16 protein-coding genes are annotated in these 17,329 nt (G+C 72.1%); 9 read left to right on the top strand and 7 right to left on the bottom strand.

Annotation, left to right across the window (positions count from 1 at the left end):
- Nucleotides 1–25: 25 nt before the first annotated feature.
- Entirely contained in the window at nt 26–670 is a 645-nt protein-coding gene (locus BJ965_RS10600; RefSeq protein ID WP_184908438.1) for a DUF4190 domain-containing protein, read from the bottom strand.
- Nucleotides 671–872: 202 nt separating this feature from the next.
- Here BJ965_RS10600 and BJ965_RS10605 point away from each other — a divergent pair, with 202 nt between their 5' ends.
- A complete protein-coding gene (locus tag BJ965_RS10605) occupies nt 873–1,970 on the top strand; it encodes an adenosine deaminase (protein ID WP_246546648.1) in 1,098 nt (365 codons plus the stop codon).
- On the top strand, nt 1,967–2,692 hold the full coding sequence (locus tag BJ965_RS10610) for a glycerophosphodiester phosphodiesterase (RefSeq protein WP_313666786.1): 726 nt from the start codon (nt 1,967–1,969) through the stop codon (nt 2,690–2,692). The genes BJ965_RS10605 and BJ965_RS10610 overlap by 4 nt, the downstream gene beginning before the upstream one ends.
- Here BJ965_RS10610 and BJ965_RS10615 read toward each other — a convergent pair.
- The 3 genes from BJ965_RS10615 to BJ965_RS10625 form a co-directional block, all read right to left on the bottom strand.
- Nucleotides 2,637–4,301, bottom strand: a complete 1,665-nt coding sequence (locus BJ965_RS10615; RefSeq protein WP_184908440.1) for an RNA polymerase sigma factor — start codon at nt 4,299–4,301, stop codon at nt 2,637–2,639. The genes BJ965_RS10610 and BJ965_RS10615 overlap by 56 nt on opposite strands.
- A gap of 127 nt (nt 4,302–4,428) precedes the next feature.
- Nucleotides 4,429–4,953, bottom strand: a complete 525-nt coding sequence (locus tag BJ965_RS10620; RefSeq protein ID WP_184908441.1) for a hypothetical protein — start codon at nt 4,951–4,953, stop codon at nt 4,429–4,431.
- Between the two features lie 107 nt (nt 4,954–5,060).
- Nucleotides 5,061–6,500: a gamma-aminobutyraldehyde dehydrogenase gene (locus BJ965_RS10625; protein ID WP_184908442.1), complete on the bottom strand. Its 1,440-nt coding sequence runs from the start codon at nt 6,498–6,500 to the stop codon at nt 5,061–5,063.
- A 164-nt stretch (nt 6,501–6,664) separates the two neighbouring features.
- Between BJ965_RS10625 and BJ965_RS10630 the strand changes: the two genes are divergently transcribed.
- From BJ965_RS10630 to BJ965_RS10660, 7 genes are all read left to right on the top strand, one after another.
- Nucleotides 6,665–7,204, top strand: coding sequence for an Lrp/AsnC family transcriptional regulator (locus BJ965_RS10630; protein ID WP_184908443.1), 540 nt, complete (start codon nt 6,665–6,667; stop codon nt 7,202–7,204).
- Nucleotides 7,205–7,223: 19 nt separating this feature from the next.
- Nucleotides 7,224–8,585 carry an aspartate aminotransferase family protein gene (locus BJ965_RS10635; protein ID WP_184908444.1) on the top strand — a complete coding sequence of 454 codons (1,362 nt, stop codon included), beginning with the start codon at nt 7,224–7,226 and terminating at the stop codon, nt 8,583–8,585.
- 206 nt (nt 8,586–8,791) lie between these two features.
- Entirely contained in the window at nt 8,792–9,541 is a 750-nt protein-coding gene (locus tag BJ965_RS10640) for an ABC transporter ATP-binding protein (protein WP_184908445.1), read from the top strand.
- Nucleotides 9,523–11,193: a hypothetical protein gene (locus tag BJ965_RS10645; protein WP_184908446.1), complete on the top strand. Its 1,671-nt coding sequence runs from the start codon at nt 9,523–9,525 to the stop codon at nt 11,191–11,193. Before BJ965_RS10640 ends, BJ965_RS10645 begins: the two co-directional genes overlap by 19 nt.
- A 135-nt stretch (nt 11,194–11,328) precedes the next feature.
- Nucleotides 11,329–11,736, top strand: a complete 408-nt coding sequence (locus tag BJ965_RS10650; RefSeq protein WP_184908447.1) for a VOC family protein — start codon at nt 11,329–11,331, stop codon at nt 11,734–11,736.
- Between the two features lie 24 nt (nt 11,737–11,760).
- Nucleotides 11,761–12,882 carry an LOG family protein gene (locus BJ965_RS10655; RefSeq protein WP_184908448.1) on the top strand — a complete coding sequence of 374 codons (1,122 nt, stop codon included), beginning with the start codon at nt 11,761–11,763 and terminating at the stop codon, nt 12,880–12,882.
- A gap of 146 nt (nt 12,883–13,028) precedes the next feature.
- Nucleotides 13,029–13,718: an LAETG motif-containing sortase-dependent surface protein gene (locus BJ965_RS10660; protein ID WP_184908449.1), complete on the top strand. Its 690-nt coding sequence runs from the start codon at nt 13,029–13,031 to the stop codon at nt 13,716–13,718.
- Nucleotides 13,719–13,855: 137 nt separating this feature from the next.
- Here the strand turns inward: BJ965_RS10660 and BJ965_RS10665 are convergent, their stop codons facing one another.
- The 3 genes from BJ965_RS10665 to BJ965_RS10675 are packed head-to-tail and all read right to left on the bottom strand — an operon-like array spanning nt 13,856 to nt 17,302.
- Nucleotides 13,856–14,656 carry a maleylpyruvate isomerase family mycothiol-dependent enzyme gene (locus tag BJ965_RS10665; protein WP_184908450.1) on the bottom strand — a complete coding sequence of 267 codons (801 nt, stop codon included), beginning with the start codon at nt 14,654–14,656 and terminating at the stop codon, nt 13,856–13,858.
- A gap of 25 nt (nt 14,657–14,681) precedes the next feature.
- The gene (locus tag BJ965_RS10670) at nt 14,682–15,701 is read right to left on the bottom strand and encodes an ABC transporter ATP-binding protein (RefSeq protein ID WP_184908451.1); all 1,020 of its coding nucleotides are present in this window, start codon (nt 15,699–15,701) and stop codon (nt 14,682–14,684) included.
- Nucleotides 15,701–17,302: an ABC transporter permease gene (locus tag BJ965_RS10675; RefSeq protein ID WP_184917045.1), complete on the bottom strand. Its 1,602-nt coding sequence runs from the start codon at nt 17,300–17,302 to the stop codon at nt 15,701–15,703. The genes BJ965_RS10670 and BJ965_RS10675 overlap by 1 nt, the downstream gene beginning before the upstream one ends.
- Nucleotides 17,303–17,329 lie beyond the last annotated feature (27 nt).

Here is a 17,329-nt window from a genome sequence, read left to right on the forward strand (position 1 = left end):
AAGTCGGCCGCACAGAGCCCCTGTTTCAGCGGTGGGACGTCGCGGTGGCCACCGGGCCGAGGGTCCCGTAGTAGGGGTCGTCGTCGTAGTCGTCGCTGTTGATCGCGGCCGTGATGCCGACGGCGATCAGGACGATCACCGCGATGCCGAGGATGATCCCGATGATGCCCATGATCAGACCGGCCTGGGCCTGCCCGTGGTTGGTGGCCACTCCGGCCTCGGCGCGCTTGCGGCCCTTGATGCCGAAGACGACGGCGAGGATGCCGGTGACCAGGGAGACCACGCCGTAGAGGCAGAAGAGGGTGCAGGAGACGATGCCGAGCACCATCGCGGCGATGCCCAGGCCGTTCTGGGGGGCCGGGGGCATGCCGGGCCAGCCGTAGCCGGACTGGGGGTAGCCCGGGTAGCCGTAACCGCCGGGCGCTCCCGGGCCGGTGGGGGCCACGGGCGGGGGCGGGACGGCGCCGGTGCCGGTGCCGGACGGGTCGTACTGGGGCGTGCCGGTGGGCGGGGTGAAGCCCGGCATCGAGGTGACCGTGGCCTGGTCGTGCACGGACGGCGGCCCCGCGGTGGAGGGCTGCTGCTTGTCGAGTGAGGGCGTGTGCTCCGGGGGAGCCCACGGGTCGTGGCCGGTGCCTCCGCCTCCGTCGGGCTGCGTCGCGTCCGTCATCCTGTTCCCCCCTGGGTCGATCGTGTGGTCATGCTACGGGGCCGTTCGGTGCGTGCCACAGCGCGGGTGGGCGGGGGTTGTTCGCACCCCCGCGGAGCCGCCCGTCGACCGCGTCCCGCGCCCCTGAAATGAAGGGCGCCGGACCGCGGCATACGATGAATTCCGCGTCATCGATCAGCCGATCACCCGCGCCCCGCCCGCCCTGTGCCGACGGCGGCGCCGTTCCGGGGAGGAACCCTTGACCGAGCAGCTTGTCGACCCCCGCGCCCCACGCGATCTGAAGGCCTTCATCGCCGGACTGCCCAAGGCCGAACTGCATGTCCACCACGTGGGATCCGCCTCTCCCCGGATCGTCTCCGAACTGGCCGCGCGGCACCCCGACTCGAAGGTGCCGACCGATCCCGAGGCGCTGGTCGACTACTTCACGTTCACCGACTTCGCGCACTTCATCGACGTGTACCTGTCGGTCGTGGATCTGATCCGAACCCCGGAGGACGTCCGGCTGCTGACCTACGAGGTGGCCCGGGACCTGGCCCGGCAGCAGGTGCGGTACGCCGAGCTGACCATCACGCCCTTCTCGTCCACCCGGCGCGGCATCGACGAGCGGGCCTTCATGGACGCGATCGAGGACGCCCGCAAGGCCGCCGAGGCCGAGTTCGGGACCGTGCTGCGCTGGTGCTTCGACATCCCCGGCGAGGCGGGGCTGGAGGCCGCCGAGGAGACGACCCGGCTCGCCACCGACGACCGGCTGCGCCCGGAGGGCCTGGTCTCCTTCGGTCTCGGCGGGCCCGAGGTCGGTGTGGAGCGGCCGCAGTTCAAGCCGTACTTCGACCGTGCGATCGCCGCCGGTCTGCACTCCGTACCGCACGCCGGGGAGACGACCGGCCCGCAGACGGTGTGGGACGCGCTGACCCATCTGCGGGCCGAGCGCATCGGGCACGGCACCAGCTCCGCGCAGGACCCGAAGCTGCTCGCGCACCTCGCCGAGCATCGGATCCCGCTGGAGGTGTGCCCGACCTCCAACATCGCCACCCGCGCGGTGCGCACCCTCGACGAGCACCCGATCAAGGAGTTCGTGCGGGCCGGGGTCCTCGTCACCGTCAACTCCGACGACCCGCCCATGTTCGGCACGACCCTCGAGAACGAGTACGCGGTCGCCGCCCGGCTCCTCGACCTCGACGAGCGGGGCGTGGCCGAGCTGGCGAAGAACGCCGTCGAGGCGTCCTTCCTGGACACCGCGGGCAGGACGCGGATCACCGGCGAGATCGACACGTACACCGCGCAGTGGCTCGCCCGGTGACGCCCGCCCCGGTCGCCGTGGCCCACCGGGGCGACCCCTATCGCATCCGTGAGAACACCGTGGCCTCGCTGCGTTCCGCCCTGCGCGGGGGTGCGGACGCGGTGGAGATCGACGTACGGCTCACCCGGGACGGTGTGCCGGTACTGCTGCACGACGCGACGCTGAAGCGGCTGTGGGAGCACGAACGGCCGGTGAACGCGCTGTCCTTCGAGGAGGTGCGCGGGCTGACCGACGGCGGGGTGCCGGCCCTGGCCGAGGCACTGGCCGCGACCGACGGGCACCGGGTGATGATCGACCTGCCCGGGTCGCCCGGCGTGCGGGCGGTGCGCCGGATCATGGGAGTGGTGGAGGAGGCCGGGGCGGCGGAGCGCGTCTACTACTGCGCGGACGCCGACGCCATGCTCGCCGTGCGCGTGGCGGATCCGGGCGCCGAGATCGCCCTCACCTGGACGACGCTGGCCCCGCCGCGGCCCGTACTGCTGGAGGCGATCCGCCCGCGCTGGCTCAACTACCGCTTCTCCCTGGTGGACCGCCCCCTCGCCGAGCGCGTGCACCGCGACGGCTTCCTGCTGTCCGTCTGGACCCCCGACACCCGCCGCTCCATGCGCCGACTGCTGGAGGCGGGCGTGGACTCCATCACGACCAACCGCGTCGACGTGCTGTGCGCTACACGCGCGAGCGCTGCGGCACCGTCGCCGGATCGGCCGGGGTCGCGCGCGTGACGTACTGCGGCACCGGCGCGCTGTCCGTGCCGGTGTCGCGGACGAGGCCGTAGCGGATGGTGCCGTCGGCAGGACCCTCGTTGACGTCCTTCACCACCGCGTCCCGGTTCGACGGGGAGACGGCGATCCCGTAGTCGCAGCCCCGTTCGTTCTGGGTGAGGGTGACGGTGCCGTCGAGGTAGAAGTACTCGTTCTGCCACATCTGCTGGGTGCCGGGCGGAAGGACCGCGTAGCCGATGTCCGGGCCGCCCATGCCGGTGGCGTAGCCGTTCGGGGCGCCGGGCAGCGGGTCGTCCATCCGGCGCGAGCCGCCGGACGCCACGTGGAACAGCCTGCCTTTCAGGCCGGTCCAGGTCGGCATGACCACCGCGCCGGGCCGGGCGTGCGGCGAGATCTGCCAGCGGACCAGGACATAGCCCCGGCCGGTGAGGGTCACGTGGTCGCCGCGGTGCTGCATGACGGCCTTCGGACCGCCGGTGCTGGTGATCCCGGACTCGGGGCGGCGCGGCAGGGCTGCGGGCCGGGCTTCCGGGTCGGGGGCGCGGTCGACGGCGTCGACGACCGTGCCGTACGGGTCGGTCTTCTTCGTCGTCGACGGTGAGGACTTGGGGGCGGGGGCGGGCGCGGGGGCGGGCGGGGCGGAGGTTCGCGGCGGTGCGGAGCCGGCTGTGGCCGTGGGGGTGACCGCGGCCCGGGGCGGCGGGGCATTCGGCGGCTGGGTGACGACGTAGGCGCCGCCCGCGACGATCGTCGCGCCCGCCGTCATCGCGACGGCCGGCTTGGTGAGCGCGCCGAGCAGCTTGGCGGACCAGCCGGCCGAAGTGGCGGCCGAGGTGGCGGCCGCCGCGGTCTTGCCGCCGAGGGCGAGCGACAGGGTGAAGCCGACGGGCAGCGGGACGAGGGCGATGCCGATCAGGAGGCGTTCGGTGGGGACGACGGTCTCGCGGGTGCCGCCGCAGTAGTGGCAGCCGCGCAGGTGCCGGGCCAGCCGCTTGCGCCACACCGAGTCGGGCCGGCCGTTCCACCGGCCGGTCACCTCCCCCAGGCCGGGGCAGGCGCCGTCCAGGGCGCGGACGATGCCGCGCGCCGTCTCCAGGCGCTCCTTCATCCGCTGGACGCGCACGGCGGCGTGCTGCCGGGTGATGCCCACGGCGGCGGCCAGTTCGCGCCGGGTCAGTTCGCCCGCGACCTCCAGCCACCACAGGGACAGCAGATGCCGGTCCTGGTCGTCGAGCCACCGCACCGCCTCTGCGACCTCGCGCCGCTGCCCCTCCAGCTGGAGCCGCAGCACGGTCAGTTCGGCGAAGTCGGAGGCCGCCGCCTCCTCCAGCCGGTCCGGGGTCCTGCGCCGGGCCCGGTCGCGGATCTGCCGCATGGCGATCGCCACCAGCCAGGACCGGAAGCTGTCCGGGTCGCGCAGTGAGCCGAGGTTTCCGACCGCGCGCAGCATGGTCTCCTGCACGACGTCGTCGACGTCGGCGTGCCCGTTCAGGGCCCGGCCCACGATGTTGTAGACCAGCGGCAGCCAGCCCTCGACCAGTTCGTCCAGCGCCCGCCGGTCGCCGGCCTGCGCCGCCGTGATGACGGCCCGCCAGTGCTGACTGTCCACGGTGGCCTCTCGACGGCTGAGATCGGTACGTTCCGCACGCACTTTCTCAGGCAGGACGGGGGCCTTGTCTGTACGGGGGATCACATGCGGGGAGACGGCGTGAAGGTTCCCGGGACAACAGTTTTCCTCAACCGCTGAGCACCGGGGTGGCCACCGGCGCGGTCAGCGCCTCCAGCCGCTTGATCCGCTGCCGTACGACGTGGAGCGGAATCACGCCGAACACGCCGAAGGCCATGTCGATCACCGACCACCAGAAGGGGATCCCGCGCAGCGGTCCGCAGATCAGGGCGAGCGGGACGATGCCCGCGCAGGCGATCATCCCGAACTCGACGACCCAGATGTTGCGGACCGGGTCGCGGTAGGGCCCGTAGAAGGCGACCGCGATCACCAGGTGCGCGAAGGCCAGCCAGTCCGTGCCGTAGAGCAGGAAGGGATATTCGGCGTCGGCCTGGTCCAGGCCGGCCCGGACCCGCGCGATCCAGTCCGTCAGCCCGGGCAGGTGCTCACTCACGGAGAGCGCGCGCAACAGGTCCTCGGTCCACCGCAGCTCGTGCACGAGGGGAAAGGCCGTGGCGCCGCTCAGCACCAGGCACACGACGAAGAACACCAACCAGGCGCGGATGCCCTTCAGCAAGGCGGCTCTGTCGCTCATGGCGGCACTCTACGCCCATGTTGAACATGTTCAAAAACAGTTCCGCGCGCAGACGAACGGCCCCGGGCGGCATCAGCGCCCGGGGCCGTCACGACCGAGCCGGTCGGCTACGCGTCCAGCGACGTCATCACGTGCTTGATCCGCGTGTAGTCGTCGAAGCCGTAGCCCGAGAGGTCCTTGCCGTAGCCGGACTTCTTGAAGCCGCCGTGCGGCATCTCGGCGACCAGCGGGATGTGCGTGTTGATCCACACGCAGCCGAAGTCGAGCTTCTTGGACATCCGCATGGCACGGCCGTGGTCCTTGGTCCACACGGAGGAGGCCAGTGCGTACTCGACGCCGTTGGCCCACTCCACCGCCTGCTGCTCGTCGGAGAAGGACTGCACGGTGATGACCGGGCCGAAGACCTCGTTCTGGATGATCTCGTCGGTCTGCTTCAGGCCCGAGACGACGGTCGGCGCGTAGAAGTAGCCCTTGTCGCCGACCCGCTTGCCGCCGGCCTCCACGCGCGCGTGCGCGGGCAGCCGGTCGATGAAGCCCTCGACCTGCTTGAGCTGGTTGGGGTTGTTGAGCGGGCCGAACAGCACGTCCTCGTCGTCCGGCTGGCCGGTCTTCGTCTCGGAGGCGGCCTTGGCCAGCGCCGAGACGAACTCGTCGTGGATGGACTCGTGGACGAGCACGCGGGTGGCGGCGGTGCAGTCCTGGCCGGCGTTGAAGTAGCCGGCGACCGAGATGTCCTCGACGGCCTTGGCGATGTCGGTGTCCTCGAAGACCACGACGGGGGCCTTGCCGCCCAGCTCAAGGTGGACGCGCTTGACGTCCTTGGCGGCGGACTCGGCGACCTGGATGCCGGCGCGCACCGAACCGGTGATGGAGGCCATCGCCGGGGTCTCGTGCTCGACCATCAGGCGGCCGGTGTCGCGGTCGCCGCAGATGACGTTGAAGACGCCCTTGGGGACGATCGAGCCGATGATCTCGGCCATGAGGACCGTGGAGGCCGGGGTGGTGTCGGACGGCTTCAGCACGACGGTGTTGCCCGCCGCGATCGCCGGGGCGAACTTCCACACGGCCATCATCATGGGGTAGTTCCACGGCGCGACCTGCGCGCAGACGCCGACCGGCTCGCGGCGCACGATGGAGGTCAGGCCCTCCATGTACTCGCCGGCCGAGCGGCCCTCGAGCATCCGCGCCGCGCCCGCGAAGAAGCGGATCTGGTCGACCATCGGCGGGATCTCCTCGGAGCGGGTCAGCCCGATGGGCTTGCCCGTGTTCTCCACCTCGGCCGCGATCAGCTCCTCGGCGCGCTCCTCGAAGGCGTCCGCGATCTTCAGCAGGGCCTTCTGGCGCTCGGCGGGCGTGGTGTCGCGCCAGCCGGGAAAGGCCTCGGCGGCCGCCGCCATCGCCGCGTCCACGTCCGCCTGCCCGGACAGCGGAGCGGTCGCGTACGCCTCACCCGTCGCGGGATTGACCACCTCGGTGGTCCGTCCATCGGCGGCGTCCCGGAACTCACCGCCGATGTAGTTGCGCAGACGACGAAGCTCGGTGCTCACTGCCGGCCCTCCAGTTCGGATGTCCAGTACTTGAGACACCCACCCTAGTCGGCCGACCCACGTTTTCAACACCCCCGCTCCCTTCGATCGTGCGGAATTCGCAGGACTAGGGGACTCAAACAACGGATTTCATCGATCCAGGCTTGCGGAAGTGCCGAGACCTCGTGCACAGTGACCTCGTGGCCAGTCGAAGCGCAGAACAGAAGGGCACGCGGGAGTCCCGCGAGCCCTCCCGCGAGTCCAGGAACGGCAGCTCGCCGCAGCTGGACGCCGTCTCCCTCGCCATCATCGAGCAGCTCCAGGAGGACGGCCGCCGGCCGTACGCCGCCATCGGCAAGGCCGTGGGCCTGTCGGAGGCGGCCGTGCGCCAGCGCGTCCAGAAGCTGCTCGACCAGGGCGTGATGCAGATCGTCGCCGTCACGGACCCGCTCACCGTGGGCTTCCGCAGACAGGCGATGGTCGGCGTCAACGTCGAGGGCGACGTGGAGTCGGTCGCGGACGCGCTGTCGGCCATGTCCGAATGCGAGTACGTGGTGATGACCGCGGGCTCCTTCGACCTGATGGTGGAGATCGTCTGCGAGGACGACGACCACCTTCTGGAGGTCATCAACAAACGCATACGGGCGGTGCCCGGAGTGCGCTCCACCGAGAGCTTCGTCTACCTCAAGCTCAAGAAGCAGACCTACATGTGGGGAACCCGATAATCGTGAGGACCCGATAGCCGTGAGCAAGGACCTCTCCCAGACCGCGTACGACCACCTGTGGATGCACTTCACGCGCATGTCGTCGTACGAGAAGTCCCCCGTTCCCACCATCGTCCGGGGCGAGGGCACGTACATCTACGACGACAAGGGCAAGCGCTACCTGGACGGCCTCGCCGGCCTCTTCGTGGTGCAGGCCGGGCACGGCCGGGTCGAACTCGCCGAGACCGCCTTCAAGCAGGCGCAGGAGCTCGCGTTCTTCCCGGTGTGGTCCTACGCCCACCCCAAGGCCGTCGAGCTGGCCGAGCGCCTCGCGCACCACGCCCCGGGCGACCTGAACAAGGTCTTCTTCACCACCGGCGGCGGTGAGGCGGTGGAGACCGCCTGGAAGCTCGCCAAGCAGTACTTCAAGCTGGTCGGCAAGCCCACCAAGCACAAGGTCATCTCCCGTGCTGTCGCCTACCACGGCACCCCGCAGGGCGCCCTGTCCATCACCGGCCTGCCGGCTCTGAAGGCCCCCTTCGAGCCGCTGGTCCCGGGCGCCCACAAGGTCCCCAACACCAACATCTACCGCGCCCCGATCCACGGCGACGACCCCGAGGCCTACGGCCGCTGGGCCGCCGACCAGATCGAGCAGCAGATCCTCTTCGAGGGCCCGGACACGGTCGCCGCGGTCTTCCTGGAGCCGGTACAGAACGCGGGCGGCTGCTTCCCGCCCCCGCCCGGCTACTTCCAGCGGGTCCGCGAGATCTGCGACCAGTACGACGTGCTGCTCGTCTCCGACGAGGTCATCTGCGCCTTCGGCCGACTGGGCACCTACTTCGCCTGCGACAAGTTCGACTACGTGCCGGACATGATCACCTGTGCCAAGGGCATGACCTCGGGCTACTCCCCGATCGGCGCCTGCATCATCTCCGACCGCCTGGCCGAGCCGTTCTACAAGGGCGACAACACCTTCCTGCACGGCTACACCTTCGGCGGCCACCCGGTCTCCGCGGCCGTGGGCCTGGCCAACCTCGACCTGTTCGAGCGCGAGAACCTCAACCAGCACGTCCTGGACAACGAGGGCAACTTCCGCGCCACCCTGGAGAAGCTCCACGACCTGCCGATCGTCGGCGACGTCCGCGGCAACGGCTTCTTCTACGGCATCGAGCTCGTGAAGGACAAGCACACCAAGGAGTCCTTCAACGACGAGGAGACCGAGCGCGTCCTGTACGGCTTCCTCTCCAAGGCGCTGTACGACAACGGCCTGTACTGCCGCGCCGACGACCGTGGCGACCCGGTCGTCCAGCTCGCCCCGCCGCTGATCTCCGACCAGTCGACCTTCGACGAGATCGAGCAGATCCTGCGCGCCACCCTCACGGAGGCGTGGACGAAGCTCTGACGCCCGTCGCTCAGATCGTCTGCCTGGATGATCAACACCGGCCCCGGTGCCGCCCGTTCGAGTGAGAAACGGCGGCCCGGGGCCGCGTGCTGTCCGGCGGCCCGCCGCCTTCTGCCTAGCGTGCCCAGTGACCGATCGGCCCTGCCTTCGTTCCCCCGCACGGGGGATGGCACGGGAACTACGGATCTGAACCGAGGTGTACGCGCATGGAGGCCCCGCCGGACAACGACGTGCTCTGGGCACGCGCCCTGCACTTCCAGCACGACGACGGTTCGCCCGCGCTCTGCGGCGTCTCGCTCGGCGTGCGCGAGGGCGAGATCCTCGCCCTGAGCGGCCCGCGCGGCAGCGGCAAGACGACCCTGCTGCGGTGCCTGTCCGGCCTGGTGCCCGTGCGGCGCGGCGAGGTCTGGTTCAACAGCGTGCCCGTGCACACCATGGGCCCCCTCACCCGCGAGCGGCTGCGCCGCGACCGCTTCGGCTGGATCGACCCGACCCCCTCCCTGGTCCCGGAGCTCAACGCCTGGGAGAACGCCGCCCTGCCGCTGATGCTGCGCGGCACCAGCCGGCGCCGCGCCAAGACCGCGGCCCTGGAGTGGCTGGAGCGCCTGGACATCGGCGACAGCGCCCGCAAACGGCCGCACCAGCTGGTGCAGGCCGAGCGCCAGCGGGTCTGCATCGCCCGCGCCCTCGCCCCCGCGCCGTCGGTCCTGTTCGCCGACGAACCCACCGCGCCCTTGCACCGCGCCGACCGCGCCCATGTGCTGCGCACCCTCACCACCGCGGCCCGCTCCCACCGCATCACCGTCGTCCTGGCCACCCATGACGCGGAGACCGCGGCCCTCGCCGACCGCACGGTGTCGCTGCTGGACGGGCGGCGCGTGCAGACGGTGCACCTGCCGCCGGTCGCCGAGCCCCGCGAGCCGGAAGGCCGGGCCGCGTGCTCGCTCTCCGTCTGACCCGCGGCGCCCACCCCGCCGTCCAGCTGCGCCGCCTGATGGTCGCGGCGGCCTCGGCGGGCACGGCCTTCCTGCTGCTCTGCGCCCTGGGCTGGGCGCTGGGCCACCCCGGCACCCCCGGCACCGCACTGCTGCGGCTGGCCTGGTGCGCGGCCCCGCTGGCCGCCACGGTGTACCTCGCGGTCGCCGTGGCCCGTACCGACCCGGGCACCAAGCCCCGCGCGGGCCTCTCGGCGATCGGCCTCGGCCCGGTGCGCATGATGGCCGTCTCGGCGACGACGACGGCCCTGTCCTGCACGCTGGGCGCGATGCTGGCCCTGCTCGTCTTCCTGCATCTGCGGGGCGACCTGACGGGCATGCCCTTCGACGGTGCCGCCGCCGAGGCCCTCGCCGCGGACCACCCCCTGCCGCTGCCGGGCGCCCTGACCCTGCTGGCGCTCGTGCCCGTCGGCGCGTCGGTGGCGGTGGCCCTGGCCCTGCGTCCGCGCGAGACGAGGACTGCCGCGCCCCGGACGGCCCGGCAGTACGGCCGTTTCGGCGCGTACCGGCGCACCAGCACCCGCGATACCTTCGGCGCGTACGGCCGGTTCGGCCGGCAGATCGTCCGGCCCGCGAACCGCCGCGGCACCGGGCCCGCCGCGACGAATGATGCCGAGCCCGCCGCGACGAGCGGCCCGCCCGCGGCCCGGACCAGTGGGTCCGCACCGGCGGCGCTGGCGGGATCCGGCGGCGCCGTGAGCGCGGTCGCCGACCCGCCGGCGAGGCTGCCCGGCCGCGTGCTCGACGGCGCGGCTCAGCCGGGCGCCCCGGAGACGGGCGCAGGGGAATCGACCGGGCTCCCCTCAGCCCCTTACCCGGCCCCGCCGGCAGCGGCGGGCGCGCACGGCCCGGCCGGCGATCCCGGTCAGTGGCTCAGCCCGCGCGCGGCGGCGCCGGACGCGGCCGGAGCCATCAGCCCCGCAGGGGCCCTGACCCGGCATCCGGGCCCGGGCGGCACGGAGTCCGGCCCCGCCGACGACTCCACGGCCCGCGAAGCGGCCCTGCCGGACACCATCGCGGCCCCCTCCGGTCTCCCCTGGGGGATCACCGTGCTGGCCGCGGGCCTCGCCGTGGTGAGCTACACGAGCCGTACCGCCCCGACGCCCCCCGACCTCTCCTTCTCCGGCGCCTCCCCGGGCGTGATGGCGGGCTGGGCGCTCGCCGCCGTCGGCCTGGCCTTGGCCGGTCCCGGCCTGACCCATCTGTGCGGACGGCTGCTGCAGTGGGCCCGCCCCGGCGCCCTGCGGCTCCTGGCCGGCCGCATCCTCATGGCGGAGGCCGTCCGTATCGGACGTCCCCTGGGCGTCGTCAGCGCGGTCGGGTCCGCCGCGTGGGCCATGGCGCTGCTGCACGGCCCGGACGGTCTCTCGCTCGGCCCGCTCACCACCCTCGGCGTGCTCCTGGTGACCGGCTGCACGACGGCCACGCTCTTCACCGCGGCCGTCGAGGCCCGGCAGGCCCGGGCGGAGACCACCGCCGCACTGCTGCGCCTCGGCGCCCCCGCCACGGTGCTGCGCAGCGCCGCCGCCCTGCGCGCCGCCGTGCTGCTCGCCCTGTTCGGTCCGCTCGCCCTGACGGTCGCGGAACTGGCTGCGCTGCCCCTGGCGCGCTGAGCCCGGCGGCTGTCGCTGCCCTCGCTCCGCCCGCTGGAAAACTCGTACGAGAAAAATCTCCGCACGGCGATGAGTTCCGGACCGGCCCCCGGTCTATCCCGCGTAACCACACGGACTTGATGGGAGAGACCTCGCATGTACCAGCAGATGATCTTCGTGAACCTGTGCACCGGCGACCTCGGCGCCTCGAAGAAGTTCTTCACGGAGCTGGGCTTCACGATCAACGAGCAGTTCAGTGACGACACGACGGCCTCGGTGGTGATCAGCGAGTCCATCGTGGTGATGGTGCACACCAAGGAGAAGTACGCCCAGTTCACGAAGAAGGACATCGCGGACTCGAGGAAGAGCAGCGAGGTGCTGATCGCGCTGAGCTCCGAGAGCCGCGAGAAGGTCGACGAACTGGTCGAGAAGGCGGTCGCTGCGGGAGGTTCCGTCTCGGGCGAGACCCAGGACCACGGCTTCATGTACGGCCGTGCCTTCGACGACGTGGACGGCCACACCTTCGAGGTCGTGTGGATGGACCCCGCGGCCGTCCAGGGCTGACGGTGTGCGGCCTAGCATGGGCGGGTGCAGACGATGCCCGCCCATGCGGCCCACCATGACGACCGTGAGATAGAGACCCTCGAGGAGTTCGACGCGACCGTCTCGGCGCGCGGCACCCTCGCCGGACACCGCGTCCAGGCCGTCGACCTGACGGACCGTACGCGCGAACTGCTCACCACGGACACGGCGGGCGCGGTCTTCCTCGGCTGCGCGATGCGCGGGGACGCGGACGCGAAGGTCCGGGCCGACGGCGCCCTGGTCTTCCCGCCGGTCCCGGGCCTGCCGTTCGACCCGTTCCGCGGCCTGGTCTACTCCCCGGACGAACTCTTCGCGTCCCTGGCCGACGGCTACGAGGCCACGCCCGACGCCCTCGCCTACGCCTGGTTCCAGCGCACGAAGGCGGACCGCGACATCTACGCGTCCATGCTCCGTTCGGTCCACGACGACTCCGTATCGGACGCGCTCGACGAACTCCTGTCCGGTGCCCGGGTCGTGGGGGTCATGGGCGGCCACGCGATGGCCCGAGGCACCGAGGAGTACGCCGGTGCCGCACGGCTCGGCCGCGAGCTGGCGCGCGCCGGCTTCACCATCGCCACCGGCGGCGGCCCGGGCGCCATGGAGGCGGCCAACCTCGGCGCGTACGCCGCTCCCTTCGGCGAGGAGATGCTCACCGAGTCGCTCGAACTCCTGGGCAAGACACCGCACTTCTCGCCGTCGATCACCCAGTGGGCCTCGGCCGCCTTCGAGATACGCACCCGCTGGCCGCAGGGCGGCCGCTCGGTGGGCATCCCGACCTGGTTCTACGGCCACGAGCCGCCGAACGCCTTCGCCTCCCACATCGCCAAGTACTTCGCCAACGCCACCCGCGAGGACGGCCTGCTGGCCCGGTCCAACGCGGGTGTGGTGTTCCTGCCGGGCGCCGCCGGGACCGTACAGGAGATCTTCGACAACGCCACGCCCAACTACTACGGGTCGCGCGGCGAGCCGACGCCGATGGTGCTGGTGAACCGCGTGCACTGGACGGAGAAGCTGCCCGCGTGGCCGCTGCTCCGGTCGCTGGCCGCGGGGCGCTCGATGGAGGCCCGGATCGCGCTGGTTGACCGGATCGAGGAGGCGCCGGAGGCCCTGAAACGTCTCGGCGGTTAATAAGAAGGCAAAGCAAGTGCTTGCAACCTGCATATGCGTTGACACTACTTATGCGGCGCTTATAGACCTGTGAGCCTCACGGTAGTGCTGATGTCCAGTCAACACTGCCTCAGCCCCCCGCTTTAGCAATCCTGTAAAGGACAAACGTGGCAGTTCTGTCCGTATCCCGCCGCGCACGTGCCGTGCGCGTCCTCGGTGTCGTCTCCGCCTCGGCCGCGCTCGCGCTCGGTACCGCGGGCAACGCGCTCGCCTGCGACATCAGCGAGTTCTCCGCCGAGGCGAAGTGCGATGGTGACAAGGGCGTCATCTCCGTCACCGATGTCGACCCCGCCGGCATCCCGGCCACGGTCACCGTGTACCTGCAGAACAACGGCGCCGACGCGAAGAAGGTCGGCACGCAGGTGGTCAAGGGCTCGCGCGAAGGCACCACCATCACCTTCACCGAGGACTGGGAGCCGAACGCCGAGTACCGCATCCACGTCAAGGCCGCCCGCTACGTGGACGCGGACATCAAGCCGAACCTCGTCACCCCGGCCACGGCCTGCAAGAAGGAGGAGGAGCCCCCGGCTTCGACTCCCCCGGCGACGCCGACCCCGTCGGCCTCCCCGTCCAAGCCGGCGGAGGAGACCGAGACCCCCGCCCCGGAGCCGTCGGAGAGCCAGAGCACCTCGCCGGCTGCCAACGCCCCCGCCCCGGCCGGTGACTCCAACCTCGCCGAGACCGGCGCCAACTCCAACACCGGCCTCATCGCCGGCATCGCGGCGGCCCTGGTCGTCGTCGGTGGCGGCGCGGTGTTCTTCGGCATGCGCCGCCGCGGGGCGAACAGCGACAGCTGACACCCGCGCACAGCGTGCCGTGGCCCGTCCCCCACCAGGGGGCGGGCCACGTCCCGTCTCAGCCCCTCCCCCACCAGGGGGGCGGGCCACGCTCGCCTCAGCCCCTCCTCCACCAAGGGGCGGGCCATGGCCCCGTCTCAGCCGAACGTCGCCCGCTCCAGCCAGAACTCCAGCAACTGGCGCTCGCCCAGCACCTCCAGCTCCGGTGCGTCCAGCGGCAGCCGGCGGTAGAACGCCAGCAGGACGGAGGTGAGCGGCCCGCGCAGGGCCACGGTGGCCTTCTCGTGACCCCGGCGCCAGGCGACGCCGTCCTCGGTGAGTTCGACGAGCCACTCGGCGTTCACCTCCGGCCCGGTGTCGGTGGCGTGCAGGTGGATGCTGCGGCCGGGGCCGCGCAGTTCCCCCGCCGCGTCGTGCGGCACCGTCCGCTGCACGTACTCCACGATCTGCAGCCACTCGTCGAGCGCGTCGGCGGCCACCTCGGGCGCGACCTCGTAGGGCAGCCCGGCCGCGAGCGTGGCGTCCGCGCGGTGCACGGTGATCTCGTGCGTCACCCTGCGGGCCCAGAACCCGGCGTTGAGTATTCCGGCCCAGCCCCACACCTTCGTGTCCGGCCCGGCCTCCCGCAGTGCGGCGACGAGTTGCTCTCCGCTCTCCGCCAGCCATGCGTCCAGCGCGGCCGCGTCCCCCCGCGCCCCGGGCCCGGCCGCACCCGGCACCCGCTCCTCCGGCACCTCCTCCTCGGCCCGGGTGCGCACCATGAGCTCCACCCAGCGCAGGGCACCGCCCATGTGCCGTACGAGGTCCTCCAGGGACCACTCCGGGCAGGTCGGCACCGTGCCCGACAGGTCGGCACCGGAGGTCACCACGGACCTCAACAGGCCGACCTGGTGGGCGATTTCGTCGCAGTAACGGTCGTGCGCGAGTAGCGGCGTCATACCCCGCACCCTAGGCGGCGGACGATCAGCCGAGCACCACGATTTCGGCCGCGTCGAACTCCACTCCGACCTCGTCCCCGGTCTCCGGCGCGTCCCGCAGCACACAGGCCGCCTCCAGGCGCGGGGCGTCCGGGGGCTGGAGGTGCACGGTGACATGGGTGCCCCTGAAGGTGCGCGCGGCCACGGTGCAGCGCAGGCCCACGTCGGCGGGCACCAGGCGCACCCCGGCGGGCCGCACCAGCAGGGTCCGGGTGCCCTGCGGTGCGTCCTCCGGCACCGGCACCTTGCCCCACGGCGTGTCCGCTGCCTCGGTCCCCACCGTCGCCTCGACCACGTTCTCGAAGCCCAGGAAGCGGGCGACGAACGCGTCGGCGGGCCGCTGCCACACCTCGAGGGGCGTACCGGACTGGGCGATCCGCCCGTCCCGCATCACCACGACCCGGTCGGCCAGCGCGAAGGCCTCCCCCTGGTCATGCGTCACGGCGAGCACGGTCGTGCCCAACCGCCTGAACAGTTGCTTCAGTTCGACGACCAGCCGCTCCCGCAGCGACCGGTCGAGCTGTCCCAGCGGCTCGTCCAGCATCAGCAGCCGGGGGCTCGGCGCGAGGGCCCGGGCCAGCGCCACCCGCTGCTGCTCCCCGCCGGACAACGCGGCGACGGCCCGTCGGCCCGCGCCCGGCAGCCCCACGAGGTCCAGCAACTCCCGCACCCGCTCGGCCTGTCGCCGCTTCGGCTCGCCGTGCATCCGCAACCCGAAGGCCACGTTGCCGCCCACGTCCCGCTGCGGGAACAGCTGGTGGTCCTGGAACATCAGCCCGATACCGCGCCGGTGCGCCGGCAGGCCCGCCTGGTCGCGCCCGTCGAGCATCACCCTCCCGGAGTTCAGGGGTTGCAGGCCGGCCACCGCCCGCAGCAGGGTCGACTTGCCGCTGCCGCTGGGTCCGAGCACGCACACGATCTCGTGCTCGGCGACCTCCAGATCGACGGCGTCCAGTACAGCCCGGCCGCCGAAACGGACCGTCGCGTCCCGCAGGGCCAACAGCATCAGAACTCCCCCGTCCGGTCCGTGCGCAGCCTCTCCAGCACCAGCAGGGCCACAGCGCACACCACCATCAGAATCGTCGAAAGGGCCATCGCCTGGCCGTAGTTGAGGTCACCGGGCCGACCGAGCAGCCGGGCGACGGCCACCGGCAGCGTCGGCCGGTCGGGCCGTGCGATGAACACCGTCGCCCCGAACTCCCCGAGCGACACGGCGAAGGCGAACCCGGCCGCGATCAGCAGCGCCCGCCGCACCATCGGCAGGTCCACCTCCCGCCACACCCGCCAGGGCGAGGCACCGAGCACCGAGGCCGCCTCCCGCAGCCGCACGTCCACCGCCCGCAGCACGGGCAGCATGGTCCGGACGACGAACGGCACACCCACCAGCGCCTGTGCGAGCGGCACCAGGATCCACGAGGACCGCAGATCCAGCGGCGGCTCGTCGAGGGAGATCAGGAACCCGAAGCCGACGGTCACCGCGGACACCCCGAGCGGCAGCATCAGCAGCGCGTCGAAGCCGCGCACGAGCCGCCCGGCGTCCCGGCGGGTGAGCGCCACCGCGGCGAGCCCGCCGATCAGCACGGCGATGAGGGTGGCGGCGACGGCGTACGACAGGGAGTTGCCGATCGCCTCGATCGGCGGGACCAGGAACACTCCCCCGTCCTCGCTGGTCAGCGCCCGGTAGTAGCCGAGGCCCGGCGCGTCCAGGGACCGCTGCACCAGCACGGCCAGCGGCAGCACCAGCAGCACGGCGATGGTGAGGAGCACGCCGCCCAGCAGCGTCCACTGCCCCGCTCCGCGTGGCCGGCGCGCGGTCACGGACGCGTCCACCAGCCGCAGCGCGGTCTCCCGCCGCCGCACGGTCCAGGCGTGCACCGCGAGGATCGCGCCCACCGCCGCGAACTGGATCAGCGTCAGCACGGCCGCGGTGGACAGATCGAAGATCTCCGAGGTCTGCCGGTAGATCTCCACCTCCAGGGTGGAGAACGTGGGCCCGCCGAGGATCTGCACGACACCGAAGGAGGTGAAGGTGAACAGGAAGACCATGAGTGCGGCGGCGGCCACGGCCGGGCCGAGGGCGGGCAGGGTGACCTGCCGCCAGGCCTTCAGCTGGGACGCCCCGAGCATCCGCGCGGCCTCCTCCTGCCGCGGGTCGAGCTGCGCCCAGAGCCCGCCGACGGTCCGGACGACGACCGCGTAGTTGAAGAAGACATGCGCGAGCAGGATCGCCCACACCGTGGTGTCCAGGCGTACGCCCCACAGCTCGTCGAGCAGCCCGCCCCGGCCGACCATCGCCAGGAACGCCGTACCGACGACGACCGTCGGCAGCACGAACGGGACGGTGACGACCGCCCGCAGGACCTGCTTGCCCGGGAAGTCGAAGCGCGCGAAGACGTACGCGCCGGGGAGCGCGACGAGCAGGGTGAGCGCGGTGGAGACCAGCGCCTGCCAGGTGGTGAACCACAGGACGTGCCGGACGTCGGACTGCGCGAGCACCTCCCCGATCCGCCCGAAATGCCACGCCCCGTCGGTCTTGAGGCCGCGCGCGACGATCGCGGCGACGGGGTAGGCGAAGAAGACCGCGAAGAACACGACGGGCGCGGCCAGCAGACCGAACCGCGCCGCCGCGCCCCG

Source organism: Streptomyces luteogriseus (assembly GCF_014205055.1).
In the GTDB taxonomy this organism is placed as follows: Bacteria; Actinomycetota; Actinomycetes; order Streptomycetales; family Streptomycetaceae; genus Streptomyces; species Streptomyces luteogriseus.